19 protein-coding genes are annotated in these 23,773 nt (G+C 70.2%); 10 read left to right on the top strand and 9 right to left on the bottom strand.

From position 1 onward, the window contains the following. Positions 1 to 14: 14 nt before the first annotated feature. Both MEBOL_RS10270 and MEBOL_RS10265 read right to left on the bottom strand, forming a co-directional pair. Complete coding sequence (locus MEBOL_RS10270) at positions 15 to 677, bottom strand: lytic transglycosylase domain-containing protein (RefSeq protein WP_095977248.1); 663 nt, start codon at positions 675 to 677, stop codon at positions 15 to 17. A gap of 48 nt (positions 678 to 725) precedes the next feature. Then, the gene (locus MEBOL_RS10265; RefSeq protein WP_095977247.1) at positions 726 to 1,796 is read right to left on the bottom strand and encodes a ketopantoate reductase family protein; all 1,071 of its coding nucleotides are present in this window, start codon (positions 1,794 to 1,796) and stop codon (positions 726 to 728) included. A 127-nt stretch (positions 1,797 to 1,923) separates the two neighbouring features. Between MEBOL_RS10265 and MEBOL_RS10260 the strand changes: the two genes are divergently transcribed. Next, positions 1,924 to 2,574, top strand: coding sequence for a hypothetical protein (locus MEBOL_RS10260; RefSeq protein ID WP_095977246.1), 651 nt, complete (start codon positions 1,924 to 1,926; stop codon positions 2,572 to 2,574). Here MEBOL_RS10260 and MEBOL_RS10255 read toward each other — a convergent pair. Together MEBOL_RS10255 and MEBOL_RS10250 are read right to left on the bottom strand one after the other, a co-directional pair. Continuing rightward, positions 2,564 to 3,133 (bottom strand): hypothetical protein, encoded by a 570-nt coding sequence (locus MEBOL_RS10255; protein WP_095977245.1) that lies wholly within the window; start codon positions 3,131 to 3,133, stop codon positions 2,564 to 2,566. The genes MEBOL_RS10260 and MEBOL_RS10255 overlap by 11 nt on opposite strands. Positions 3,134 to 3,144: 11 nt before the next feature. Next, positions 3,145 to 3,843 carry a hypothetical protein gene (locus MEBOL_RS10250; RefSeq protein ID WP_157774856.1) on the bottom strand — a complete coding sequence of 233 codons (699 nt, stop codon included), beginning with the start codon at positions 3,841 to 3,843 and terminating at the stop codon, positions 3,145 to 3,147. A 128-nt stretch (positions 3,844 to 3,971) separates the two neighbouring features. On the opposite strand from MEBOL_RS10250, the gene MEBOL_RS10245 reads away from it, so the two are divergent. The 3 genes from MEBOL_RS10245 (at position 3,972) to MEBOL_RS10235 (ending at position 7,003) form a co-directional block, all read left to right on the top strand. Next, positions 3,972 to 4,811: an SRPBCC family protein gene (locus tag MEBOL_RS10245; RefSeq protein WP_095977243.1), complete on the top strand. Its 840-nt coding sequence runs from the start codon at positions 3,972 to 3,974 to the stop codon at positions 4,809 to 4,811. Positions 4,812 to 4,873: 62 nt separating this feature from the next. Continuing rightward, the gene (locus MEBOL_RS10240) at positions 4,874 to 6,274 is read left to right on the top strand and encodes an FAD-binding oxidoreductase (RefSeq protein ID WP_095977242.1); all 1,401 of its coding nucleotides are present in this window, start codon (positions 4,874 to 4,876) and stop codon (positions 6,272 to 6,274) included. Between the two features lie 141 nt (positions 6,275 to 6,415). Then, the gene (locus MEBOL_RS10235) at positions 6,416 to 7,003 is read left to right on the top strand and encodes a Uma2 family endonuclease (protein WP_179956405.1); all 588 of its coding nucleotides are present in this window, start codon (positions 6,416 to 6,418) and stop codon (positions 7,001 to 7,003) included. Between the two features lie 27 nt (positions 7,004 to 7,030). Here the strand turns inward: MEBOL_RS10235 and serA are convergent, their stop codons facing one another. Beyond that, positions 7,031 to 8,281, bottom strand: a complete 1,251-nt coding sequence (gene serA / locus MEBOL_RS10230; RefSeq protein ID WP_095977240.1) for a phosphoglycerate dehydrogenase — start codon at positions 8,279 to 8,281, stop codon at positions 7,031 to 7,033. 69 nt (positions 8,282 to 8,350) lie between these two features. Next, positions 8,351 to 8,728 carry a SpoIIAA family protein gene (locus MEBOL_RS10225; protein WP_095982696.1) on the bottom strand — a complete coding sequence of 126 codons (378 nt, stop codon included), beginning with the start codon at positions 8,726 to 8,728 and terminating at the stop codon, positions 8,351 to 8,353. Between the two features lie 195 nt (positions 8,729 to 8,923). Between MEBOL_RS10225 and MEBOL_RS10220 the strand changes: the two genes are divergently transcribed. From MEBOL_RS10220 to MEBOL_RS10210, 3 genes are all read left to right on the top strand, one after another. Beyond that, positions 8,924 to 9,466, top strand: coding sequence for a GspE/PulE/PilB domain-containing protein (locus MEBOL_RS10220; RefSeq protein WP_095977239.1), 543 nt, complete (start codon positions 8,924 to 8,926; stop codon positions 9,464 to 9,466). Between the two features lie 72 nt (positions 9,467 to 9,538). Further along, positions 9,539 to 9,811 (top strand): acyl carrier protein, encoded by a 273-nt coding sequence (locus MEBOL_RS10215; protein WP_095977238.1) that lies wholly within the window; start codon positions 9,539 to 9,541, stop codon positions 9,809 to 9,811. A 179-nt stretch (positions 9,812 to 9,990) separates the two neighbouring features. Beyond that, positions 9,991 to 10,926, top strand: a complete 936-nt coding sequence (locus MEBOL_RS10210) for a class I SAM-dependent methyltransferase family protein (RefSeq protein WP_245920041.1) — start codon at positions 9,991 to 9,993, stop codon at positions 10,924 to 10,926. Here MEBOL_RS10210 and MEBOL_RS10205 read toward each other — a convergent pair. Together MEBOL_RS10205 and MEBOL_RS10200 are read right to left on the bottom strand one after the other, a co-directional pair. Next, complete coding sequence (locus tag MEBOL_RS10205) at positions 10,898 to 15,889, bottom strand: ATP-binding protein (RefSeq protein WP_095977237.1); 4,992 nt, start codon at positions 15,887 to 15,889, stop codon at positions 10,898 to 10,900. The genes MEBOL_RS10210 and MEBOL_RS10205 overlap by 29 nt on opposite strands. Before the next feature lie 237 nt (positions 15,890 to 16,126). Continuing rightward, positions 16,127 to 18,184 (bottom strand): extracellular catalytic domain type 1 short-chain-length polyhydroxyalkanoate depolymerase, encoded by a 2,058-nt coding sequence (locus MEBOL_RS10200; RefSeq protein WP_095977236.1) that lies wholly within the window; start codon positions 18,182 to 18,184, stop codon positions 16,127 to 16,129. A 240-nt stretch (positions 18,185 to 18,424) separates the two neighbouring features. Here MEBOL_RS10200 and MEBOL_RS10195 point away from each other — a divergent pair, with 240 nt between their 5' ends. From MEBOL_RS10195 to MEBOL_RS10185, 3 genes are all read left to right on the top strand, one after another. Beyond that, a complete protein-coding gene (locus MEBOL_RS10195) occupies positions 18,425 to 19,882 on the top strand; it encodes an esterase/lipase family protein (protein ID WP_095977235.1) in 1,458 nt (485 codons plus the stop codon). A gap of 111 nt (positions 19,883 to 19,993) precedes the next feature. Beyond that, positions 19,994 to 21,379: a hypothetical protein gene (locus MEBOL_RS10190; protein ID WP_095977234.1), complete on the top strand. Its 1,386-nt coding sequence runs from the start codon at positions 19,994 to 19,996 to the stop codon at positions 21,377 to 21,379. A gap of 12 nt (positions 21,380 to 21,391) precedes the next feature. Then, positions 21,392 to 22,162 carry a 3-hydroxybutyrate dehydrogenase gene (locus tag MEBOL_RS10185; protein ID WP_095977233.1) on the top strand — a complete coding sequence of 257 codons (771 nt, stop codon included), beginning with the start codon at positions 21,392 to 21,394 and terminating at the stop codon, positions 22,160 to 22,162. Between the two features lie 3 nt (positions 22,163 to 22,165). On the opposite strand, the gene MEBOL_RS10180 is transcribed toward MEBOL_RS10185, so the two are convergent. Then, entirely contained in the window at positions 22,166 to 23,542 is a 1,377-nt protein-coding gene (locus tag MEBOL_RS10180) for an MFS transporter (RefSeq protein WP_245919625.1), read from the bottom strand. Positions 23,543 to 23,773 lie beyond the last annotated feature (231 nt).

Raw genomic sequence — 23,773 nt, 5'->3', positions numbered from 1 at the left:
CCGGAGGAGGTCGGTCATCCGGCGGAGGGTCGGTCCACGGGAGGATGGCGGACGGGCGCGCTCGTGGGGCGGGCCTGGCGTTTGACGGCGGTGGCGGGCGGCCGCAGGCGGGCATAGGCGGTGAGCACCTTGTCCACGTAGAACTCCGTCTCTCCGTTGCGCGGCACGCGGCCATTCACGTTGCCGGGGCCCGCGTTGTAGGCCGCCACCGCGAGCGTCACGTTGCCCCGGTAGCGCGCGAGCTGTTCGGCGAGGTAGCGCGCGCTGCCATCGAGCGCCGGGGCGGGATCGAACGGGTCCTCCACGCGCAGCAGGTTCGCGGTGGAGGGCATGAGCTGGCCGGGGCCCATGGCGCCCGCGGGGGAGATGCGGTGCGGCTGGGTGTTGGACTCCACGTGCACGAGCGCTCGCAGCAGGCCGGCGGGCAGGTGGTGACGGCGCTCGGTGTCCCGGATGAGCGTCTCCATCTCCGGGTGTCCGTCGAGCAGACAGGTGGGGCGGTGGCGCGCGTAGGCGGACAGGGCGTGGGCCTTCTCCTGGAGGAAGGACAGGGAGAAGAGGGGCACGCGGGTGTCGCCGAAGAAGGCCACCGCCAGGTTGAGCAGCACGAGCGGGGCCAGGGCACACAGCCCCACCCGTACCCAGGGAAATCCGCCGCTCTTGCGCTTGCGCCGCACGGCTTTCTTCCTACGAGGCCCCCGGCGTTTCGTCCAACTTCCGGCCCGTCAGGGGCGTTGGGGCCGGGTCCGCTCGTAGACACCGCGCAGGGTGTCCACCCCGGGCTTCAGCTCGTGCCGGGCGAGGGCGTGCACTGTTTCCCACAGGCACTCGTTCACCGGCACCGCGAGCCCATGCGTCCGTGCGCGCTGGACCACCTCGCCGTTGAGGTAGTCCACGGGGGGCTCCCGGCCCCGTTCGATCGCCGCCAGCATGGAGGAGCGCATCATGCGGTAGCGCGCCCCGACGGCCAGGAGCACCGCGTGCTTGAGCAGCAGCGACGCCGAGCCCCGCGCGTGCCGCTCCGTCTCGTCCAGCGCGAGCCAGCCCAGCTCCAGCGTGGACGCCACCTTCTCCACCTTCACGCCCTCGGCGCGGGCCACCTGGAGGACCTCGGTGAAGACTTCCAGTCCGAGCCGGCGCACGAAGCGGCGGCGCAGGAGGGGGCCCATCCGGTCTCCTCCCACCGTGCCCAGGGAGGAGATGGCGCAGTTGATGGCCAGCTTGCTCCAGCGCACGCCGCGCAGGTTCGTGGTGAAGTCCACCGGACACATCGCGCGCAGCACGCCGGCCAAGGGCTCCAGGCGGGCGTCCGTCCCGCCTCGCAGGACGCCGAGCACGATGCCTCCCTGCGCCGTCCGGACGTAGACGCCGGTCTCCGGAGACGACGCGCCCCAGGCCACGACGGCGCCGATGACCTGGTCCTCGCCCACCACCCGGGCCACCCGCTCCTCGCACAGGCCATTGGCCAGCACGGCCATGGCCCCTTCTGGCGCGAGCAGGTGGCGCGTGTCCCGGGCCGCCGCTTCCACTCCCGTGGGCGGGGTGGCGAGCAGGATGAAGTCGTAGGTCCCCTGGGCCGGAGGCTGCACGAAGACCTCCAGGTCTCCCCGCACGGTGCGCTCGCCCTTCTCGTCGCGCAGCACGGGTCCGCGCGTGCGCAGCACCTGGGCGATCTCCTCCCGGCGCGCCACCGCGGACACCCGGTGGCCTCCCTCCAGGAGGCGCGAGAGCAGCACGCCGCCGATTCCACCACAGCCGACGACGAGGATTCGAGGAGCGGTCCGCGCGGAGTCCATGGGCGTCCGTGCCTACCACGGGCGGCGCGTGGACGGGGGCTCCTTCGGGCTTGGACCGTGACATGACCTTCGCGGTCATCTACAGTCGGGTGACCGCGAAGGACACCCTCGTGGGAGGAGAGCCGCCATGCCCTGCAGCAGCCCGTTGCCCGGCCTCGAGCGCCTGTTGGAGGTCTGCCGCGTCCGCGCGCATCCCGTGAAGCTGGAGCCGCCCTTGCGCTCGTCCGAGTCTCGGGACGCCCTCGTGGCCGGTCAGCCCATGGATCCCCAGCTCGCGCGGGTCCACGCCCGCGCCAACTACCTGTGGATCCACGACGAGCTGTACCTCTTCCCGGTGCACCACACGCGGCGGCCCGACCTGCACCGGGTGAACGCCCACTGGCGCCGGGACTGGGAGGAGCCCTTCGCCTCGCTGCTCGTGTTCGGCAAGGACGACCGGTTGGCCTATTGCTACGCCACGGTGCCATGGCTCGGGGAGGCGGGGGGCCCGCAGCCGGTGGTGTGGGTGGACATCTACGAGACGCTGTACGCCGTCCCCGTGGCCTCGAGCGTGGACCAGTTCTTCGCCACCTACGCGCGCTATCTGGACGTCGCCCCGTCCTCCACCGTCGAGAGCGAGGACCTGCCCGCGCCTCGTGCCTTCCCCTGGGATGCCGCGGAGTTCATCTCCCAGGACCGGGCGCTCGTGCGGCGCGTGGAGGCCGGGCACTTCGACTTCCTGCTCCGGCCGAGCCTCCGCGCCCGGGACTGGGTGGCGCGGCGGGTGCTCAATAGATGAGGTGGAAGTAATGCACCTCGGCGCGCAGGCTCGCGCAGACCTGGAGGTCCGCCGTCCATGCCGGGAGGGGCCTCCTCGTGCGCGCCTCCAACACCATTTCCACCTGCTCGTCCCGCGCCAGTTCGGGCACGCTCGCCGCCTCCACGGCCCGGAGCACGAGCCGGGTGGGGGTGAACGCCTGCGAGGACGCGTTGTTCTCCTGCTCCAGCAGGGTGCGGATGAACTCCGTGGCGCCCCGTCGCCGCAGCGATACCTTCACCACCTGGAGGTCCTCCTTCAGGTCCACCTCTCCTCGCATGACGTCGAGCTCGAACAGCCTCACGCGGAGCTCGGTTTCCAGATGGCCCTCGGGCAGGTCCGTGCCCATCTGCCCCAAGGGGAAGATGACCGTGTGCGTGAGCGTGTCCGTGCCATCTCCGGAGAACGTCAGGCCTCGCTCCGCCTTGCAGAGCTCGTCGGTCTCGGCGGTCACCACGAAGAAGGTATCGGCGATCTTCCGGCAGCCCGGAGCGAGCAGCACGGCGGCGGTCAGGATCAGGAGGCGGGGCAGGGAGGGCATGGGGTGCTCCGTCAGTTGAAATAGAGGATGACGCCCAGCCGGGCCACCGGGGTGGAGATGCCCAGGTGCAGGGGCGTGGAGGAGAGCTCCGGATCCTCCTCCGCCTCGCGGATGAAGGCCTTCGGGTCCGCGACGCGGATGAAGGCGTAGCTGATGCCCACGACTCCGAAGAACGTCACCGGGCGCCAGGGGGAGAACTCCAGGCCCAGGGTGGCGCTCAGTTGATCCACCTCCACGCGCCGGATGGCCGTCCCCGCCGAGGTGGGCTCGCCGTGCAGCCGCGAGAGCAGTCCCTCGTAGTCCATGTCGAAGGCATGGCCGTACGTCAGCCCCAGCACCGGTGACATGAAGAGCCGGATGGGCAGCAGGTCCACCCCTCCCCGCAGGGAGGCTCCCAGGTAGTTCCTCGCGCCGCCCACGTGCACCCGGAGCCAGGGCCTCGGGTGGACGATGGCCGCGGCCCCCACCCCCTCGGGCGCGCCCACTCCCAGCCGGAGGCCGAAGCGCGTGCTCCACGGGGGCGAGTCGTCCACGGGCACGGTGGGCGGTGGCGCGGGGGTGATTTCGGGCTCCTCGGTGGGGGGACGCGGTTCCTCCGGTGACTGGGCCCGGGCGTCCGGACTCATCATCAGCAGCAGCAGGCACAGCGGCACGGGGACGCGCGGGGTGCCCCGCGCCCGGCGCTTCCTTGGAGGGAGGGTGGGCGTCATCGCCCCGATTGTTCGCGAGCCGGGGCCGGGAGAGAAGCGGGGAAGGTCGCCTCAAGGGAGGGTTCGGGTGGGGATCCGGGTCTGCTAGGGTGCGGTCCCCCGGGGGCACTCCGCCCTGGAGTCGCTTGATGCTCAAGAAGATCCTCATCTCCTTCGGGAGCCTGCTCGGCTTCGTGCTCGTCCTGGGCTTCGTGTTGCCGTCGACCTACCGGGTCGAGCGTTCGACGCTCCTGCGCGCGCCGGCCGAGGCGGTGTACCCCCACGTGGCCGACCCGAGGCGCTGGCGGGCGTGGGTCCCCTGGCACGAGGAGCACTATCCCGATGGCCAGTGGGCGTTTGGCAGCACGTCGGGCGCGGGCGCCGTGCGCAGTTGGAGCGGCGAGCGGGTGGGGCGGGGAACCCTCTCGCTCTCCGAGGCGGAGCCGTCCAAGGGAGTGGCCTATGTCGCGTCGCTGGACGGGGGCCGCTTCCGCGCGCGGGGCCGCATCTCCTTCACCTCCTCGGAGGATGGCACCCTGGTGACATGGGTGGACGAGGGGGAAGTGGGCGGCAACCCCTTCCTTCATTACCTGGTGCCGCTCGTCGAGGCGCGCCTGGGCCGGGATTTCGAGCGGGCCCTGGCCCAGCTCCATCGGGTCGTGGAGGCGGATGCTTTCCTCGAGACCGAGGTGAAACCCGAGCCAGCCGCTCCACCGGAGCAGGCGGCGGTGCCCCTGCCCACTGCCGAGCCGGAGCCCGTCCCCCCGGCGCTCCCCGAGGTCTCGGCGCCCCTGGTCCAGGACGCCGGCGTGGCCTTGGACGCGGGCATGGCCTTGGACGCGGGCACGGACGCGGACGCGGACGCGGGCATGGCCTTGGACGCCGGCACGGCGCCGGTTCCGGTGGAGCCGTCCACCACCGCCGCGCCCACGTCGGCTGAGCCTTCCCTACCCGCCCCGGCGCAGGAGGATGGTGGGACGCCGTCTTGAGGAGTGCTTCGTTGCCCGTGCGCTGGCTTGCCATGGAGGGCGCGCTGCACTAGGTGCTCCCCATGGCCGATGTGCTCCCCGAAGCGTTCCTGCGCGCCGTGGCCGAAGGATTCCCGGCGGACTTCCTCACCCGTGATTCGAGCGAGCTCCAGGAGTACGGGCGCGATTGGACGCGGGTCCACGCGGCCGCGCCCAGTGCGGTGGCCTTTCCCCGCACCACGGACGAGGTGGCGCGCCTGTTGGCCCTGTGCGACGCGCACCGGATTCCGGTGGTGCCCTCGGGAGGGCGCACGGGCCTGGCGGCGGGCGCGGTGGCCGCCCGGGGCGAGCTGGTGCTGTCGCTGCGGCGGATGAACCGGATGGAGCCGGTGGAGCTGCTGGGCAACACGGTGCGCGTGCAGGCGGGCGCGGTGACGGAGGCGGTGCACCATCACTGCGCCGAGCATGGGCTGACGTGGCCGGTGGACTTCGCCTCCAAGGGCTCCAGTCAGGTGGGCGGCAACATCGCCACCAACGCGGGCGGCGTGAAGGTCATCCGCTACGGCCTCACGCGCAACTGGGTGCTGGGCCTACAAGTGGTGACGGCCCAGGGCCAGGTGCTGGAGCTCAACGGCGCGCTGGAGAAGAACAACACCGGCGCGGACTTGCGCCAGCTCTTCATCGGCAGCGAGGGCACGCTGGGCGTCATCACCGAGGCCACGCTCAAGCTCACGCCCCTGCCCGGCAAGCAGGAGGTGTTCCTCTTCGCCGTGCCGGACGTGGCCGGGGTGCTGCGCCTGTTCCGCGAGGCCCGCCGCGCGCCGCTCGTGCTGAGCGCCTACGAGTTCTTCACCGACAAATGCCTGGCGCGCGTGCAGCGCCACCGCAAGCTGCGCTCGCCCTTCGAGGCGCCCAGTGGCTGCTACGTGCTGATGGAGGCGGAGGGGCGGGATCCCACCGAGGTGGAGAACTGGCTGGGCACGCTCTTCGAGCAGGGGCTGGTGACGGACGGCACGCTCGCGCAGAGCCCGTCCCAGGCAAGCGAGCTGTGGGCCCTGCGCGAGAGCATCAGCGAGAGCCTGTCCGCCACGGGACTGCCGCACAAGAACGACGTGTCCCTGCCGGTGGCGAACCTGGAGGCGTTCTGCTCCGAGCTGGACTCCGTCTTCCACGAGCGCTACCCGGACTGGGAGATCGCCCTGTTCGGGCACATCGGGGATGGCAACCTCCACATCAACATCATGAAGCCCGAGGGCATGGAGAAGTCCGAGTTCCTCGCCCACACGAAGCAGGCGGATCCGGCCATCTTCGAGCTGGTGCGCAAGCACGGCGGCAGCATCTCCGCCGAGCACGGCATCGGCCTGCTCAAGAAGGACTACCTGCCCTTCTCGCGCTCGGCCGGGGAGCTCGACATGCTGCGCACGCTCAAGCGCGCCTTGGATCCCCACAACATCCTCAACCCGGGGAAGATCCTCGACGTGTGAGCCCGCGAGCGGGCGTCCTCCGTGTCCGCTCGGGTAGGTTGTCCGTGTCAGACCCCGGAAGTAATGTCCTGGGACTGGCGCGGGAGCCGCGGAGGGGACATGTTGGCTCTTGGAGCGACGCAGGGGAGAGGACACACGCCGATGACGGAGGAGACACCACCGCCTCCTGACGAGGCCACCCGCGCGCGGCTCGAGGCCCTGCCTCCCCACGTGGTGGGGGAAATCCTGGGGGGCCAGCTCATCGTGTCCCCTCGGCCCGCGAGCCCACACTCGGCCGCCAGCTTCGCGCTCTCGGTGGAGCTGGGGGGGCCCTTCCAGAAGGGCCGTGACGGCCCGGGGGGTTGGTGGTACTTCACCGAGCCCGAGCTGCACCTCGGTCCGGATGTGCTGGTCCCGGATCTCGCGGGCTGGCGGCGCTCGCGCATGCCCGTCCGGGTGCCCGTGCCCCACTTCACCCTGGCCCCGGACTGGGTCTGCGAGGTGCTCTCGCCCTCCACGGCGCGCATCGACCGGACCCTCAAGAAGCAGCGCTACGCGCGGGAAGGCGTCGAGTACGTCTGGCTCGTGGACCCCATGCTGCGCACCCTGGAAGTGCTCCGGTGGCACGAGGGGCAGTGGCTGGAGCGGGGCGCCTGGAGCGGTCACGAGCGCGTGCGCGCCGAGCCCTTCGAGGCGCTCGAACTGCCCCTGGAAGCCCTCGGGTTCTCCGAGTCCTCCGAGCCGGGGTGAGGCGTCCCCGGCCCGGGGCCTTCCGCGTCAGGACACGATGCGCGTCTTGATGTCCGTCTTCAGGCTCGCGATGGCCTGGCACACCGGGGCGGCCACGTCCTGGTCCAGATCCATCACCAGGTAGCCGATGTTCGCGTCCGTGCTCAGCACCTGCGCATGGATGTTGGCGTTGAGGTCCGAGACGATGCGGTTGATGTCACGCAGCACGCCCGGCGTGTTGCGGTGCACGTTGAGGATGCGGTGCGTCTTGGGAATCAGCGGCACCTCCACCTGCGGGAAGTTCACCGCGCCCGTCGTGGCGCCCGTCTTCACCAGCTTGATGAGCGAGGTGGCCACCTCCTTGCCGATGGACGCCTGGGCCTCCTCGGTGGAGCCGCCGATGTGCGGGGTGAGGATGACGTTGGACAGCCCCTGCAGCGCGGAGCTGAAGCCGTCGCTGTTGGTCTCCGGCTCCTCCGGGTAGACGTCCACCGCGGCGCCGCCCAGGTGGCCCGAGCGCAGCGCGTTGGCCAGCGCCTCGATGTCCACCACCGTGCCCCGGCTCGCGTTGATGAGCGAGGCGCCCTTCTTCATGCGCGCCAGCTCCGCCACGCCCATCATCTTCTCCGTGGCGGGCGTGGCCGGCACGTGCAGCGTCACGAAGTCCGAGTTCTCCAGCAGCTCCTCCAGCGTGGCCGTGGCGCGCGTGTTGCCCAGGGGCAGCTTCGTCATCACGTCATAGAAGATGACGCGCATGCCCATGGACTCGGCCAGCACGCCCAGCTGCGAGCCGATGTGCCCATAGCCCACGATGCCCAGCGTCTTGCCGCGCACCTCGTAGCTGCCCACGGACACCTTGCGCCACTGGCCCGTGTGCACCTCGCGGTTGCGGTCGCCCAGCTGCCGGCTGAGCATGATGATCTCCGCGATGACGAGCTCCGCCACGCTGCGCGTGTTGCTGAACGGCGCGTTGAACACGGGCGTGCCGTGGCGGTTGGCCGAGGCCAGGTCCACCTGATTGGTGCCGATGCAGAAGCAGCCCACCGCGAGCAGTTGCGGCGCCTTGGCGAGCGCCAGCTCGTGGACGTTCGTCTTGCTGCGGATGCCCAGCACGTGCACGCCCTGGATGCGCTGCTCCAGCTCCTCGGGCTTGAGCGCGCCCTTGAGCCGCTCCACCTGGAAGCCCTCGGCGGCGAACATCTCCGCGGCGGACGCGTGGATGTTCTCCAGCAGCAGGACTTTCGGGGGACCTTCGATGGACACCGGAGTGGAGGGCGAGGGGAATGTGGGCGTGCTCATGGCCCCCCGCGTTAGTTTCCCCCTCCCGGGCTGTCAAGCGTCCGGATGCGGACCTCGCCCGGCCGGGGCCTAGTCGTCCTCGGGGTTGCGCAGCCAGGCCAGGGCGGCTTCGCGCGTGTCGAAGGTGCGGGTGGGGATGGTGAGCATGGCCCGCTTGGTCATGTGCCACGCCCTCAGGCCCGAGGAGGGGTCCGTCACCACGCGCGCCGAGCGCTTCATGCCGTGGTGCTGCGCGAAGGCATTGAGGTTGGCCATGGTGGCCACCATGTCCGGAGGCATCACCCGCAGCTGCGCCTGATCCACCAGCGCGCTCCAGGGGCTGCCCAGACGGAGGATCGTCTCGCGGATGCGCTTGAGGTAGTCCTCCACATCCTCCTCGGTGGGCTGTGGGGGATAGACGACATCAATGATGCGGTCCGCCTCGTAGACGGTGATCTGAAAGGGCATGCGTGGTTCGGTGCTCCCGGGGGTGGCGCACTCTACCGCCAGCGCGCGCCGCGTCGACATCCCTGTCCACCCCTTCTTCCCCTGGATCTCCGCGCCGCTCTCTCTGAAATTTTTCCATCGTTCCGGGGGTGCCGGTGTCGAAGGGCTCGCCAAGCCCTCGGAATCCATGGAGTCCCGTTATGGCACGCGCCGCGCATGGAACGTCCTCGGGGTGGGGTGGGGCTGGGGGTGGACGTCGTCGAGCGGAAGAGGTGCGGCGTGTGGGAGATGAGGCTGGGTGAGCTGTGGGTGGCGAGCGGACTGTTGTCGTCGGCACAGGTGGATCAGGCGCTGGCCTACCACCGGCGCCACGGATGCCGCCTGGGAGAGGCCGCGCTGGCCCTGGGCCTGCTCACGCCCGAGCAGACGCTCACGACGTTGTCGCAGCACCTGCAGCTGCCCTTTGTCCGCCGCGAGGGGCTGGAGCGCGTGCCGAGGGCGCTGCTGCGGTGCGTGCCGGAGGGGGTGCTCAGCAGGCTGCGCGTGTGCCCCCTGCGGATTCAATGGGGCGAGGAGGCGCGGGGCCTCGTCTACGTGGCCACCAGCGAGCCGGACAATCTCGGGCTGCTCGAGGAGCTCGAGGCCGCCACGGGGTGCACCGTGAAGCCGGTGCTCGCGCTCGCGGACGATCTGGCGTGGGTGCTGGCTCAACACGGCCTGGGGGACGAGCGCTCCGCTCCGGCCTCCGCCACCCTCTAGCTCCCCCGGGGGCGTCCATGTGGGCGAGAGTAGGCGGGATGGCGTGAGGTGGGCTCGCACGTTCCATGGGTCATGGAGACGGAGACGAAGAGCCAGCTGCGTCAGTTCATCCGGATGACTTTCCTTCGCAATGAGCACGCCGCGCTGTCCGACGGCATGTCCTTGCTCAGCTCGGGGATGATGGACTCGACGGACACCCTCGAACTCATCCTTTACCTGGAGAGCGAGTTCGGCATCACGGTGGGCGACGACGAGGCGGGGCCGGAGAACCTGGACACCATCGAGCGGATCGCCTCGTTCATCGCGGGCAAGCGCTCGGGTGGCGCGACGTCCGACACCCGATGAGGACGAGAAGCCGGTCTCCTGGCGGCGGAGCGAGGGCCGCTCGTGTGTCTTCCGCTCGGGGAACGGAATGCCGGGCACCTCTCGTTGTGGGGGTCATGCACGATCCCTCCCTCCTGCTGAAACACACCACAGGCCTTGGTGAGTCCTGTCATGTTCGCAACGAATTGGCGGCTCCCGTGATGGATTGGGTGGAGCGCAGTGACGCCTTTCTCCAGGCGGATTCCTGGTTGAACGACATCCACGCGCGCATGCGCTCGGGTCAGGTGGAGGCCGACATGGCGGCGCTCTACCAGGGACTGTACTGGTTGAGACGCAAGTGCGATCGCGAGGAGTGGCACGTGTTCTGCTTGGAGTCCACGCGCGCCCACCCCCTGCGGGAACTGCTGCACCTGTGTCCCTACTCCCGCCACAGCTATGTGCGCCCGAGGGGATACGCGGGGGACGCGGAGCTCATCGACTATGTCTACAGCGAGCGGAGCACCGGGGCACCGCCCCTGGGCCAGGCCATCTACCGCTTCCTGTTCCAGCAGACGGGGCCCCGGAGCGTGCGGGAGCGGCGCCTCATCCTCGCGCGGGAAATCGACACCATCGCCGAGCGGGTGAAGAAGCCGCGCGTGCTGTCCATCGCCTGTGGCCACCTGCGCGAGGCGGAGCTGTCACGCGCCGTGGCCGAGCGCCGGGTGGGCCAGTTCCTCGCGGTGGATCAGGATCAGTCGAGTCTGGACGAGGTCGCCCGGCAGCACCCGGGGAACGTGGTGCGCACCGTGTGCGACACCGTGCGCTCCATCGTCCTGGGCCGCACCACCTTCGAGCCGCAGGATCTCATCTACACGGCGGGCCTGTATGACTACCTCTCGCAGTGCACCGCGCAGCGGCTCACCCAGCGGCTCTTCGGGATGTTGCGCCCGGGGGGGCGGTTGGTGATCGCCAACTTCGCCTTGAGCACCCCCGACGCCGGCTACCTGGAGGCCTTCATGGACTGGTGGCTCGTCTACCGCGACGAGGCCGAGATGCGGGGCCTCGCCCAGGGGATCGATCCCAAACAGGTGGGCTCGATGAACTTGTTCCGCGACAGCGTGGGCCACGTCATCTATCTGGAGCTGGAGCGCCGTTGACGGGGCGCGTCCGGGGACCCTGGAGGGGCAGGAGCACGGTGAAGGTCGCTCCCTGCCCCGGCACGCTGCGCACCTCGATGTTGCCGCCCAGGGCCCGGACGATCTCCCGGACGATCCACAGTCCGATGCCGAAGCCGCCGTAGTGGCGCACGGACACGGCGCGCTCGAAGCGCTCGAAGATGCGCTCCGTGTCCTCCTCGGCGATGCCGATGCCCTGATCCCTCACCTGGAGCCGCGCGTGCGTGGCGTCTCCGTCCACGGTGATGTGGATGGGGCGGCCCGCGCCGTACTTCATGGCGTTGGTGAGCAGGTTGAGCACCACCTGCTCCAGCCGGATGGCGTCCCAGCGCCCCACCAGCTCGGGCACCAGCTCCAGCTGGAGCGAGCACTCGGCGCGCGAGAGGCCCTCCCGCGAGCGCTCGGCCACGCCGCGCACCACCCGCACCAGGTCCACCGGCTCCAGCTCCGTGAGCAGCTGCCCCTGGGCGATGCGCGAGATGTCCAGCAGCTCGTTCACCAGCTTGCCCAGCCGCTGCGTCTGGAGGTTGGCCGACTCGAGCTTGGTGGCCAGACGCTCGGGAGGCAGGGCTTGGGCACCGGGGCGCGTCTGGGACATCAACCCCTGGATGTGCAGTTGCAGCGAGGTGAGCGGCGTCTTGAGCTCGTGCGCGGCGATGGACAGGAAGTCGTCCCGGCGCCGCACCGCCTCCTGCTCCTCGCGGTAGAGCCGGCCCTGCTCCTCGGACAGCGCGGCCATGCGCTCGAAGCCCTCGGCGTTCTCCAGCGCGGTGCCGGCGAGGATGCAGACGAAGGAGACCAGCCGCTCCTCGTCCTCGCCGAACAGCTCGCCCACCTGCCGGTGCGTGGCGCACACGCAGGCCACCGTCTTGCCCCGCACCTGGATGGGGGCGCACAAGAGCGAGCGCACCCCGAGCAATTCCAGGCTCTCGCTCACCCCGCCCGTCATGCCCTGGCCCATGATGACCGGCTGGCCCGACTCCAGGACGCGGCGCACGGCCGTGCGGCTCACGCCCTCGGCCGTCAACTCCTCCTCGGGCAGGAGCGTGCGCGGCTCGAACACCACGCAGTGCTCCGGGCGCAAGAGCTCCATCATGGACTCGCGCACGGCGTCGAAGACGGCCTCGCCCGTGAGCGCGGAGGCGATCCTCCGTCCGGCCTCCAGGACCCGGGGGAAGCGGTCCACCAGCGACAGCGTCTCCAGGCGCTCCGGCGCCTGCGCGGGCGCGGCGTGGTCGGCGCCGAGCCCCTGCTCCAACTCCTGCAACCGCCGCCGGGCCGTCTCCACGTCCGAGGCGGCCCCGGACCAGCCCCAGGCCTGTCCCACCTCGCCCCGCGCGAGCAGCGTCTGGGCGTGCTCGTGGCTCATCCTCAGGGACTCCGCCAGCCGCAGGCTCTGCTCGAGCAGGCGGCGGGCACGGCGCGGGTGGCCGGCCATGGCCTCCAGCAGACCCCGCTCGCGCAGCAGGTGGACGAGGTTGTTCTGGAAGGACTCGGCCGAGGAGCTCGCCTTGTGGGCCAGGCTCCGGGCCTGCTTGAGCAGCGCGGCACGCCGCCGGGGCGCGAGGGGCGAGACGCGTTCGGCGAGCAGCCGCAGCGCGGTGACGTACCAGGGGCCCACGGGCGTCACGTACTCGTTGCGCAGGCGGGCCTTCTCCACCATGCGCCAGGCCGTCTCCAGCGTGGCCACCGCGCCCTCCCGGTCATCCTCGCGCAGCCGCCGCAGGGCCTCCGCCTGGAGCAGTCCCGCGTGCGTCTGGGTGTCGATGCCGGGATCGGCGAAGGCGTCGCGCAGCAACTCCGGCGCGATGCGTCCCACGGAAGCCTTGCCCCAGACCTCCAGGGCCAGCCGCGCCGCGTACCGGTCTCCAATGGCCACGGCGGAGGCGTGCAGCCGCTGGCTGGACTCCTCCGCCTCGCGCAGCCGCCCCAGCCGGTAGAGGGACATGGCCTCGTGGTAGTGGGCGTTGTGCATCTCCCACTTGTCTCCGGTGCGCGCGAGCAGCCGCATGCCCTCGCGCGCCTTCTCGATGCTCTCCTCGAACCGGCCGGAGGCGTAGAGCGCGAGCGAGTAGAAGTGGAGCGTCTGGCCCTGGCCCCAGGTGTCGCCCCAGCGCCGGCGCATGGCGAGCGACTTCTCCAGGTAGGTGATGGCCCGGGAGAACCAGGGCACCTGGGTCATCACGGGCGAGTGCGTGGAGTAGGCCTGGGCCAGCTCGGGCGTGGGCGGGTAGCGCTCGGCGGTGTTGACCTCGCGCAGGTGGGCCCAGAACGTCGGGATGGGGCCGCGCTTGTACCAGTAGCCGTACGTGAGCCGGTTGTAGAAGTGCACCGCGAGCAGGTCCTCTTCCGCGTGCTCCAGGCTCCGGCGCGCGAGCCGTCCGGGCAGGAGCGTGTGGCCCGCCTGCACGAGCAATTCCCACGCGGCGCGCAGGCCGTAGGTGAGGTTGTGGCCGGGCACCCAGCGCTCGAGCAGCTCCAGCCCCTGCTCGTTGGCGGCGTTGCTCTCCTCCATGTTGCCGCGCTTGAACTCCAGCTCGCCGAGCTTGGAGGAGATGCGGGCCTGCTCCAGGCGGTTGTGGGCGAGCTGCTGGGCCCGCTCGAGCTGCTGCTGGGCGGCGTCGTAGCGGCCGCGCAGCATGAGCACGTCGCCGAGCCCCGAGGTGATGCGGAAGCGCGTGCTCGTGTCGGCGTCGGCCGCGCCGCGCTCGGCGATGCGGTAGTTGAGCTCCGCCGTCTCCAGGGCGAACTGCGTGCGGGCGCGCTCGGCGGCCACCAGCGCGTGGGGCAGTGCCTGGGCGTGCTCGCCCGCGGCGTCGTAGTGGTAGGCCAGCTCGTAGGAGTCCGCCTCGTCCCCGGACTCGAAGGTGCGCGCCGCCAGCCGGTGCAGCTCCCGGCGCTGCTCGGGCTCCAGCAGGCCGAGAAGCGCTTCGCGCAGCTTGTCGTGGACGAAGGTGTAGTGGCCCTCCTGGCCCGCCCACAGCATGTGGCGGTGCTGCGGCTCCACGAGCGCCGCCACCACCTGCTCCCGCGGCGTGCCCGACAGCGCGGCGACGCGCGCCAGGTCGAAGCTCTTGCCCAGCACGGCCCCCACGGACAAGAGGTGCAGCGACTCGGGGGGCAGCAGCTTGAGCCGGCGCACGAGGAAGGCGGCGGCCTGACGCGAGGAGCGCACGTGCGCCATGGCCGCGGGCTGCACCGTCCAGCCCCCGGGGCCCGGCGCGAGCGCGCCGTCCTCCACCAGCCCATGCATCACCGCGGACGCCATGAAGGGATTGCCCTCGGACAGCCGCACCACCAGCTCGGTGGCCTCGCGCGGCAGGGGGCCCGCCATGGACTCCAGCATGCGCGTGAGATCCTCCGGCCCGAAGGCCTTGAGCCGCAGGTGCGCGTCGGGGTGGAGCCGGCGCAGCACATGCTCCGCGCCCACCTCGTCGCTGCGGAACGACAGCACGAGCAACACGTGGCCCGCGCCGCTCCGGCGTGCCTGTTGCTGCCAGCCGTCCAGCGCCTTGAGCGTGGGCTCGTCCGCCCACTGGCAGTCATCGAGCAGCACCAGCGCGGGCTCGTTCTCCGTCCCCAGCACGCCGAGCAGCGCCGTGAGGGCGGCGATGCCGCGGCTCTCGCCCAGGGACTCGGGCCCCAGGTTCTGCTGCTCCGGGCGGAGCACGGGCACCAGCTGGGGCAGCACGGTGCACACCGCCACCGACTCTTCGCGCAGCCGCTCGTACAGCCGCTCGGCGAGCTCGGGCCGCTCCCGGGCCGCCGAGGCGATGCCCGAGGCCACGTCCGAGATGAGCTGGAAGGGGCGCCGCGCGGAGTGGGCCACCGCTTGTCCTTGCAGCAGCCAGGCCCGGTGCTGACGCGAGCGCGAGGCGAACTCCTCCAGCAGCCGGCTCTTGCCCCCGCCGCTCTCGGCCTCCACCACGAGCAGTCGGCCCGGTTCGGCGCGGGCGCGCTCCAACTCGCGCTCCAGCAGCGCCAGCTCCTCCTGCCGGCCCACGAAGGACGGCTCCGTGAGGCTGTGGCGCGTGTCGTGCGCGCCCGCCACCAGCTCGGGATCCTGCTCGCCGCGGGCGAGGGCCGCCTCGATGGCGCGCAGATCCTCGCGCGCGGACTCCGCGGACTGGTAGCGATCCTGCGGATCCGTCTGCAGCAGCCGGGCGACGACCTCCTCCAGCGCGCGGGGCACCTCCACGCCGGTGGTGCGCAGGCGCGGGCGCGGGGTGAGGTGCTGGCGCAACACCTCTCCCACGGACGTGCCGTCGAAGGCGGGGTGGCCGGCCAGCGCCTCGAAGAGGACGGCCCCCAGCGCGTACAGGTCCGAGGTGGCCTCCACGGGGCGGTTGAGCAGTCCCGCCTGTTCGGGTGACAGGTAGCGCGCGGTGCCCACGGGCAGGTCGCGCAGGGACGGATCCAACCGCTCGCTGCGCGCCAGGCCGAAGTCCACCAGGGTGGCGCGGGTGACGGTGGGGTAGCCCTCCACCACGATGTTGGAGGGCTTCACGTCCCGGTGCAGCACGCCGTGGGCATGGGCCTCGGCGAGCGCGGACAACACGCACTGGCCCATGGCGAGCGCCTCGGGCACGGACAGGGTTCCGCTGGCGAGCCGTTCCTGCAGGGACATGCCCTTGACGAAGGGCGCCACCAGGAAGAGCAGCTCCGCTCCCGTGCCAAACGCCAGGAGGGGCACCAGGTGGGGGTTGGCGAGCGAGCGCAGCACGCGGGCCTCGTGCTCCAGCCGGCGCCGGGACGCGGAGACGAGCGATGAGAGGGGCGTCGTCTTGATGACGAGCTGGGCGCCGGTGTGCAGGTCCACGCCCAGCCAGGTGGTGATGCCCCGGCCCTGCTTGATGCGCTGCACGAGCTCGAAGCGGTTGCCCAGCCGCCGCCCGGGGTGCGCGCCTTCGAGTGAGGGTCCCACCTGTTCGTAGCCCTCCGCCATGAAAGCCCTCCCCCTCGGGGTGTCACCACCAGGAATGTGGTGGGGTCGGCGCGACACCGACAAACTTGGGACCGTGGAGGGCGGTGCCAAGGGGGGCGATGTCGCTCCTCGATCCAGAAGGTAGGGTGTTTCAATTGAGTCGGCCCTCCCGCTCGCGCATCTGCTCGGACACGGGCTCGGGGGCTCGTGTCGCCGTCCGTGGAGCGGGCGGGCGAGCGGGGGGACCGGGCGGGAGGCTCAGGGCCCCACGGTGATGCCGTCCACCCAGGCCTTGGCGCGGCTGACGGTGGAACTCAGGTCCTTCGCGGTGACGATGAACTTCAGCGTGACGGTCTTGTTCGCGTACGCGGACAGGTCGAGGTTGGCGCGCTGGGTCCAGGCGGATTCGGTGACGCCGCCAAGACCCTTGGTGACGGAGTCCACCACCCGGTCGGCGCCATCGTTGACGACGACCTGGAAGCTGACCGAGGCGGTGGTGTTGGCGCCATAGAGGTCCAGCTTGCGCCAGTAGGAGAGGCGGGGGCTGGCCGCGAGCTTCACGGTGACGCTGGCGGTGCGGGTGACGGTGCTGAAGGCCGGCACGGCGGAGCCGAGGATGGACTTGCCGCTGGCCGAGCCCATCTGGTCGCTCGCGTCCAGGGTCCACTCGGTGAGGCTCCAGCCGGTGTTGTCGGGGCCGTTGTTGGAGAAGGTCTCGGAGAAGCGCGCCGAGCCCTGGTCGACCGTCACCGTCACCAGGGCGGACAGGGCGCTGTTGCCCGAGGCATCCGTGGCCCGGGCACGCACGGTGTGGCTCCCCGTGCTGGCCGAGGTGGAGTCCCAGGTGAGGGTGTACGTGCCTCCCAGGAGCGTGCCCTGGCCCACGACGGCGCCATCGACGAGGAAGTCCACGCGGCTCACGCCGATGTTGTCCGACGCGGTGGCGGTGAGCGGGACGGCGCCGGACAGGGTGGCGCCCGACGTGGGCGAGGTGAGGGCCACGGTGGGGGCGGTGGTGTCCGAGACGCCGCCGGACACGGTGACGGAGACGGTGCTGGAGGTCGTGCTGTTGCCCGCGGCGTCCGTGGCCCGGGCCACGAGCGTGTGCGTGCCATTGGCCGCCGAGGCGCTGTTCCAGGTGTACTCGTAGGGCGACGTGGTGTCGGTGCCCACGGGCGCGCCGTCGATGAGGAACTCCACCTGGGTGACGCCCACGTTGTCCGTGGCGCTGGCGGTGAGCTTCACCGAGCCGCTCACGCTGGCGCCGTTGGCGGGCGAGGTGAGGCTGACGGAGGGCGCGACGGTGTCGGAGTTGTCGAGCCCGAAGAAGCGGGCCACGTGCCAGGTGGAGCAGATGTTCGTGTCCAGCACGTAGGCGCCCGCGGTGCCACACGCGACGTTGGTGCCGGGGAATTTCGTCGCCGGGTCGATGGCGGTGCCATGGCCCATGCCGGTGAGATCGTAGGTCTCCACCAGGGAGTTGCCCGCGCTGTCCCGGTAGACCTTGTGGGGGTAGCCCGCCACGGTGTCACTGAGGTCCGGCGTCTGATCGATGCCGTGCACCGCCGTCCACTGCTCCATGCCCTCGTTCTGGTTGCTGTTCTTCACGGTGTAGTCGGACGTGCCGTGCCAGAGGGACATCTTGGGGTAGGGGCCGCTGTAGCCGGAGTAGGCGCCGCGCACGAGGCTCGCCCACTGCGCGGGCGTCTTGTCCGAGCCCGGGCTCATGCAGGAGAAGCCCTGGACCATGGAGGTGGCGCACTTGTAGGGGATGCCCGCCATCACCGCGCCGCCCGCGAAGACGTCGGGGTAGGCCGCGGCCATGACGTGCGTCATCGCGGCGCCCGCGGACAGGCCCGTGACGAAGACGCGGCGGCCGTCGATGGAGTGGTCGGCCATCATCTTGTCGACCATCTGCTTGATGGACAGCGCCTCACCCTGGCCGCGCGCGGTGTCCCCCGGCTCGAACCAGTTGAAACAGGTGTTCTGGTTGTTGGCGCTCACCTGCTCGGGATAGAGCACGTAGAACTTGAGCTGCTCGGCCAGCGCGTTCCAGCCCGTGTTGGTATAGGCGTTGGCCGTCTGGGTACAGCCATGCATCGCCACCACCAGCGGCGCATTGGCTGGCATGCTGGCGGGGACGTGCTTCCACATCCTCAGGTTGCCCGGGTTGCTCCCAAAGCTCGTCACCTGGGTCAGGGTGCTCGTCACCTCTCCCACGGGAGGTGCTTCTTCCGACGACGAAGGCCCTCCGCACCCGAGCAGCTCCAGCGCCAGCCATGCGCCCACGGCTCCCGCGAAACGTCGCTTCGACATGTGTCCTCCCACGAAAAGGGGAGACATTCTCTAGCACCGATGGTTGGAAGGCGTTTCAAAGACAAACATGACGCGTCGCGGCGAGGTTTCCTCACTGACTCGAGGCATGACGCGTGATGTCAAGGCAGGGGTGGGTCCACATGAACCTCCCATCATACAAACATGAATCTGGCATCAACTCCCGCTAGGATGCCGCTCCGCTCCCCCTCCTTCCCCCACCGTTTCACCAGGAGTCCGTCCATGCGTCTGTTCAGGTCTTCCCTCCGTCTCTCCGCGACCGGGCTCGCCGCCAGCGGTCTGCTCGCATGTGGCGGCTCCTCCGTGCCGAAAGGCACTCCCGCGCCGGACAAGAATCCGGTGGTGACGGTGGAGCGCTGCCGCGAGCGGATCGCCGCCCTGACGGAGGAGCTGCGCGCCGGAGGCGTGGACGTGGCCACCTGGTCCTTCCGGGACGCGCCGGAGATGAAGGCGCCCGAGACCACCGAGCGCCAGACGCCCGATACCTACAAGCTGTACGACGGCCGGTATCGCCCGATCGGCGACCTCCACCCGGGCTGCACCAGGGCCAACCTCTACTACGACAAGAAGAACACGGACTCGAGCACGCCCGGGAGCACGCCGTACAAGGACGGCAACAACGACGGCAAGTGGACCGGGCAGGGCGACTTCGGCGGACCCAACGCCGCCACGGGCTTCCTCGACGGGGACGTGGCGGACATCCCCGGCTATCCCTGCGCGGCGAAGGAGTACACCCAGGACAACGAGGACAGCTCGCTGCCCATCGTCATCCTCGTGCACGGCAACTCCACCCGGCCGCACTCCTGGGAGAAGTTCCTCCTGCCGCCGGGCACGGCCATCAACTCCGCCTTCGAGAACGTCCAGTTCAGTCCCGACACCCAGGCGCGCCCCCAGCTCGCGGAAGCGCTCATCGCCGCGCGCTACCCGGTCATCGCGGTGGACTTCCGCACGGACTTGATTCCCCTGGTGGACCCCACCCGCAACAACACCACGGAGAACGTGGCGGGCAACATCGACCACGGCTGGTCCACGCCCATCCTCCAGTCCCTCGTCAAGGCGGTGATGAAGAACAACCCGGGCCGCAAGGTGGCGCTCGTGGGCCACTCACTGGGCGTGACGGTGGTGCGCGACGCCTTGCGCCGGCTCTACGTGGAGTCCGTGGACGGGGTCGAGGGCGCCATCAACCCCTTCCCCCAGCTCAGCCACGTCATCATGGGCTCGGGCGCCCACCACGGCGTGTCCACCTATGATCCGCCGAGCGCGCTGTGCGGCCCCAACCTCACCATGCGCGGCACCATCGTTTGCGAGATGGGCAGCCGGAGCAACTACCAGCAGACGTACTTCCACAAGCCGCTCAACGGGCCGCGGGACCTGTTCGCCACGCCGTGCGCGGACGGGGACTACGCCTTTGGCCGGACGGGGCAGTGCGGCGGCAACGTGGTGAAGTACCTCACGCTCACCATGACGGACATCAACTCGGGCTCCAACTACCAGGACTTCTACGTGTCCGAGGCCGCCTCGCGCATCGAGATGCCCGGGTGCGTGAACAACACGCTGACGACGCTCAACGACTACGACACCAGCGGCTACTTCAACAAGGGCTTCATCGCCAACCACTTCGGCACGGTGCGCTCCGAGGCGGGCCTCAAGCACGTGATGGCGTTCCTGGAGGCGAAGTAGCCCAGCGCCGTCCTTCCTTTCGTGGGTTTTCATCCCGCCGCCCGTGGCCGTGGCCGCCGCACGGGCGGCGGTCGTCTTCCGTGCGCGGCCGCACAAGCGAGCCCTCCTTCTATGACTCCGTCGTTCCCCGCCGCGGCCCGCGTGGCCGTGGTCTGCTCCCTGGCGTCCGCGTTGGCGTCGGCCCCCGTCCGGGCTCAGGACACCGAGGCCCCGGCGCCCGTTCCGGCTCCGGCGCCCATCGAGACTCCCGCGGCTCCCGCGAAGCCGAGCGCCGCCACGAGCCAGGATCCCGACGCGCTCGTGCTCAGCACGCCGCCTCCGGCCACCCGGCCCCTCTTCGCCCTGGGCAGCGACACGTACTTCATCAGCCCGGTGCTCTCCATCGCGGGCGGCTTCCATTCCGAGCACCTGCTGGCCAACCCCCTGCCGGAGAAGGAAGGCCGCCTCACCACCGTGGCCATCTCCCGCTTCGGCGCGCAGGGACGCCTGGGGTCGTACGTCACCTTCCACAGCGAGTTCGAGCGCAACCTGCGCAGCCACGGCTCGGGCATCTGGGAAGGCACCGCCTCGCTGTCCGTGCGCGACCAGGTGCTGCGCTTGCAGCGCTGGGGCGCCACGGTGGAGGCGGGCATCGTGTTGGATCCCGCGAGCGTGGACTTCTTCTCCGCGCACATCGGGGATCTGCTGCTCGCGGACAAGTACACGCGCGACCCGCTGCTCTACAGCGGCTTCAGCCGGGGCCAGGGCGCGCAGGTGCGCTACTCGCGCTGGGGCTTCACCGCCGGCCTGAGCTTCACCGAGGCGAACCCGCTGAGCACCTCGGCCTCGTACATGGTGGGCGGCGCCTTCGGTGGCAACAGCCGCTTCTGGGAGAGGCCCCTGGGCACCTTCCGCAATGGCCAGCCGGACGATGACCTCCACTTCCGCGTCATCGCTCCCTCGCTCTCCTACGAGCACCCCGCCTTCGAGGCCAAGGCGATGGCGCAGGTCTTCCACATCAACTACCAGACCAACTCGAAGCAGGATCCGCCCTTGGATGGCTACAACCTCCGGGGCAACCTCAAGCTCAAGCTCAAGGGCCTCATCCCCTCGATGCCCTTCGAGGTGACGCCCTTCGTCAACGTGGCGCGCGTGCGGAACGAGGTCGTGAACTCGGCCACGGGCTACGCCAACACTCTGCTGGAGACGCCCTTCGACGCGCTCACCGTCTCCGGTGGCCTGGACGTCTTTTTCCATGGCCGCTCGGGCGTGGGCGTCCACGTGACGCGCGTGGCGGACCACACGCCTTCCTTCGTGCCCCCCACGGGCAGCACCCCGGCGAGCGAGCCCGTGCTCGCCACGACGACCACGTACGTCAACGTGGGCGCCACGTGGTGGATGTTCGATCAGGTCGCGCTCGGGGCTCGCGTGGCCACCTTCACGCGGGAGATCCAGGGCAAGCCCGAGGCCGAGGAGCGTGATCTCTCGGCCTTCCTCACCTTGCGGATGATCCTCTAGAAAGGCACCACCATGGGAACGATGAAGGACAGGTGTGCGCTCGTGACGGGCGCGGCGAGTGGAATTGGTCAGGCGGTGGCCGAGGCGCTGGGCGCTCAGGGGGCCCGGGTGCTGGTGTCGGATCTCGACGAGAAGGGCGCACGGGCGGTGGCCGAGCGCATCCCCGGCGCCATCGCGCAGCGTGCGGACGTGTCCTCACGGGACGACTGCCGCGCCCTGGTGGAGCGCGCCCGGAACGAATGGGGTCAGCTCGACATCCTGGTGAACAACGCGGGGCTGCAGCACGTGTCCCCGGTGGAGGACTTCCCCGAGGAGAAGTGGGAGCAGATGATCCGCATCATGCTCGTGGGGCCCTTCCTGCTCACCAAGTACGCGCTGCCGCTGATGTACGCGCGCAAGTGGGGCCGCATCCTCAACATCTCCTCGCTGCACGGCGTGGTGGCCTCGCCGTACAAGTCCGCCTACGTCTCCGCCAAGCACGGGCTCATGGGCCTGACGAAGACGGTGGCGCTGGAGGCGGCGGACAAGGGCGTGACGGTGAACGCGCTCTGCCCGAGCTACGTGCGCACCCCGCTCGTGGAGAAGCAGATCGCCGACCAGGCCCGGGTGAACAACATGTCCGAGGCGGACGTCATCGAGCGCGTCATGCTGGCCCCCGCCGCCGTCAAGCGCCTGCTGGAGCCCTCCGAGGTGGCGGCGTACGCGACCTTCCTGTGCTCGGACGCCGCGGGCGGCATCACTGGCGCCGCCCAGATGATGGACTGCGGCTGGACGGCGCGCTGAACCTCAGGCCACCTCGCGTGGCCGCTCCTTCCCCGCGGCTTCCCCCGAGGCAGCCGTGGGGTCCGTCTCCTCGAGATTTTCGCGGAACGTCTCGGCGGACAGGTACACGGACACGAGCGTGATGAGGGCGAGCACCACCATGTAGACGGACACCGCCCAGGGCTTGTTGCCGGTCGACTGGAGCAGGGCGGTGGCGACGAGGGGGGAGAGGCCTCCCGCGAAGACGGACGCCAGCTGGTAGCCGAGCGACGCGCCGCTGTAGCGCACGCGGGTGCCGAACAGCTCGGAGAAGAAGCTGGCCTGGGGCCCGTACATGGCGGCGTGCGCGATGATGCCCAGGGAGATGGCCAGCCAGATGGCGCCCGTCTGCTTCGTGTCGATGAGCCAGAAGAAGGGGAAGGCGAGCAGCGCGCACGCCACGGCTCCCCCGATGTACACGGGGCGGCGTCCGAGGATGTCCGAGAGCGCTCCGAAGCTGGGGATGGCCACCAGGTGCACGCACGTGGCCACGAGCACCGCCTGGAGCATGGCCGCGCGCTCCAGGCCGATGCTGGTGCCGTAGGCGAGCACGAACGTGGTGACGATGTAGAAGAAGCCGTTCTCCGCGAAGCGCGCCCCCATGGCCAGGAGGATCTGCTTGGGATAGGTGCGCAACACCTCGAGCGCGGGGGGCTCGCGGGTGGCGGGTTGCTGTTGCTTCTTCTGGTGCGCGGCGCGGAACGCCGGGGACTCGGCGACGCCCAGGCGGATGAAGACGCCAATGCCGATGAGCAGCGCGCTGAAGAGGAAGGGGATGCGCCAGCCCCAGGAGACGAACTGCTCCTCGGGCAGGCTCGAGAAGACGGAGAACACGGCGTTGGCGACGAGCAGGCCCGCGGGCGCGCCCATCTGCGGCCAGCTTCCGTAGAAGCCCCGGCGATTCGCGGGTGCGCTCTCCACCGCCATGAGCACCGCGCCGCCCCACTCACCGCCCAGACCGAAGCCCTGGAAGATGCGCAGGACGACCAGGAGGATGGGCGCCCAGATGCCCACGCTCTCGTAGGTGGGCAACAACCCGATGGCGAACGTCGCCACGCCCATGATCATCAGCGTGGCGCTCAACATGGACTTGCGCCCGAGCTTGTCGCCGAAGTGGCCGAAGATGATGCCGCCGAGCGGCCGCGCGATGAAGCCCACCGCGAAGGTGCCGAACGCGGCGAGCGTGCCCATCAACGGATCGAACGAGGGGAAGAACAGGCGGTTGAAGATGAGCGCCGCCGCGGTGCCGTACAGGAAGAAGTCGTACCACTCGACCGCGGTGCCGATGAAGCTCGCGGCGGCCACCTTCCAGATGGGCGTGGATGGCTCGGGGGAGGCCTGGGCGGTGTTGGATTCCGTCACGTCGTGTCCCTCTGCGCTGCTCGGTGGAGCCAGTGCGCTTCTTGGTGATTCTCGCACAGCGAGGCGCCGGAGGAACCCGATATGCCGTCCATCGAAGGCGAAGGCGTCGCCTCGTATCATGCGAACGAACGTCCGGACCCCCGGCTGGGTGCACCATGGCATCCTGAAAACCCGTCACTCCAGGCTGGATGACATGAAACACTGGACTCCTCTTATTTCCCTGGGGGTGGC

This window comes from Melittangium boletus DSM 14713 (assembly GCF_002305855.1).
Lineage (GTDB): Bacteria > Myxococcota > Myxococcia > Myxococcales > Myxococcaceae > Cystobacter > Cystobacter boletus.
This window is presented reverse-complemented; position numbering and strand designations above follow the sequence as displayed.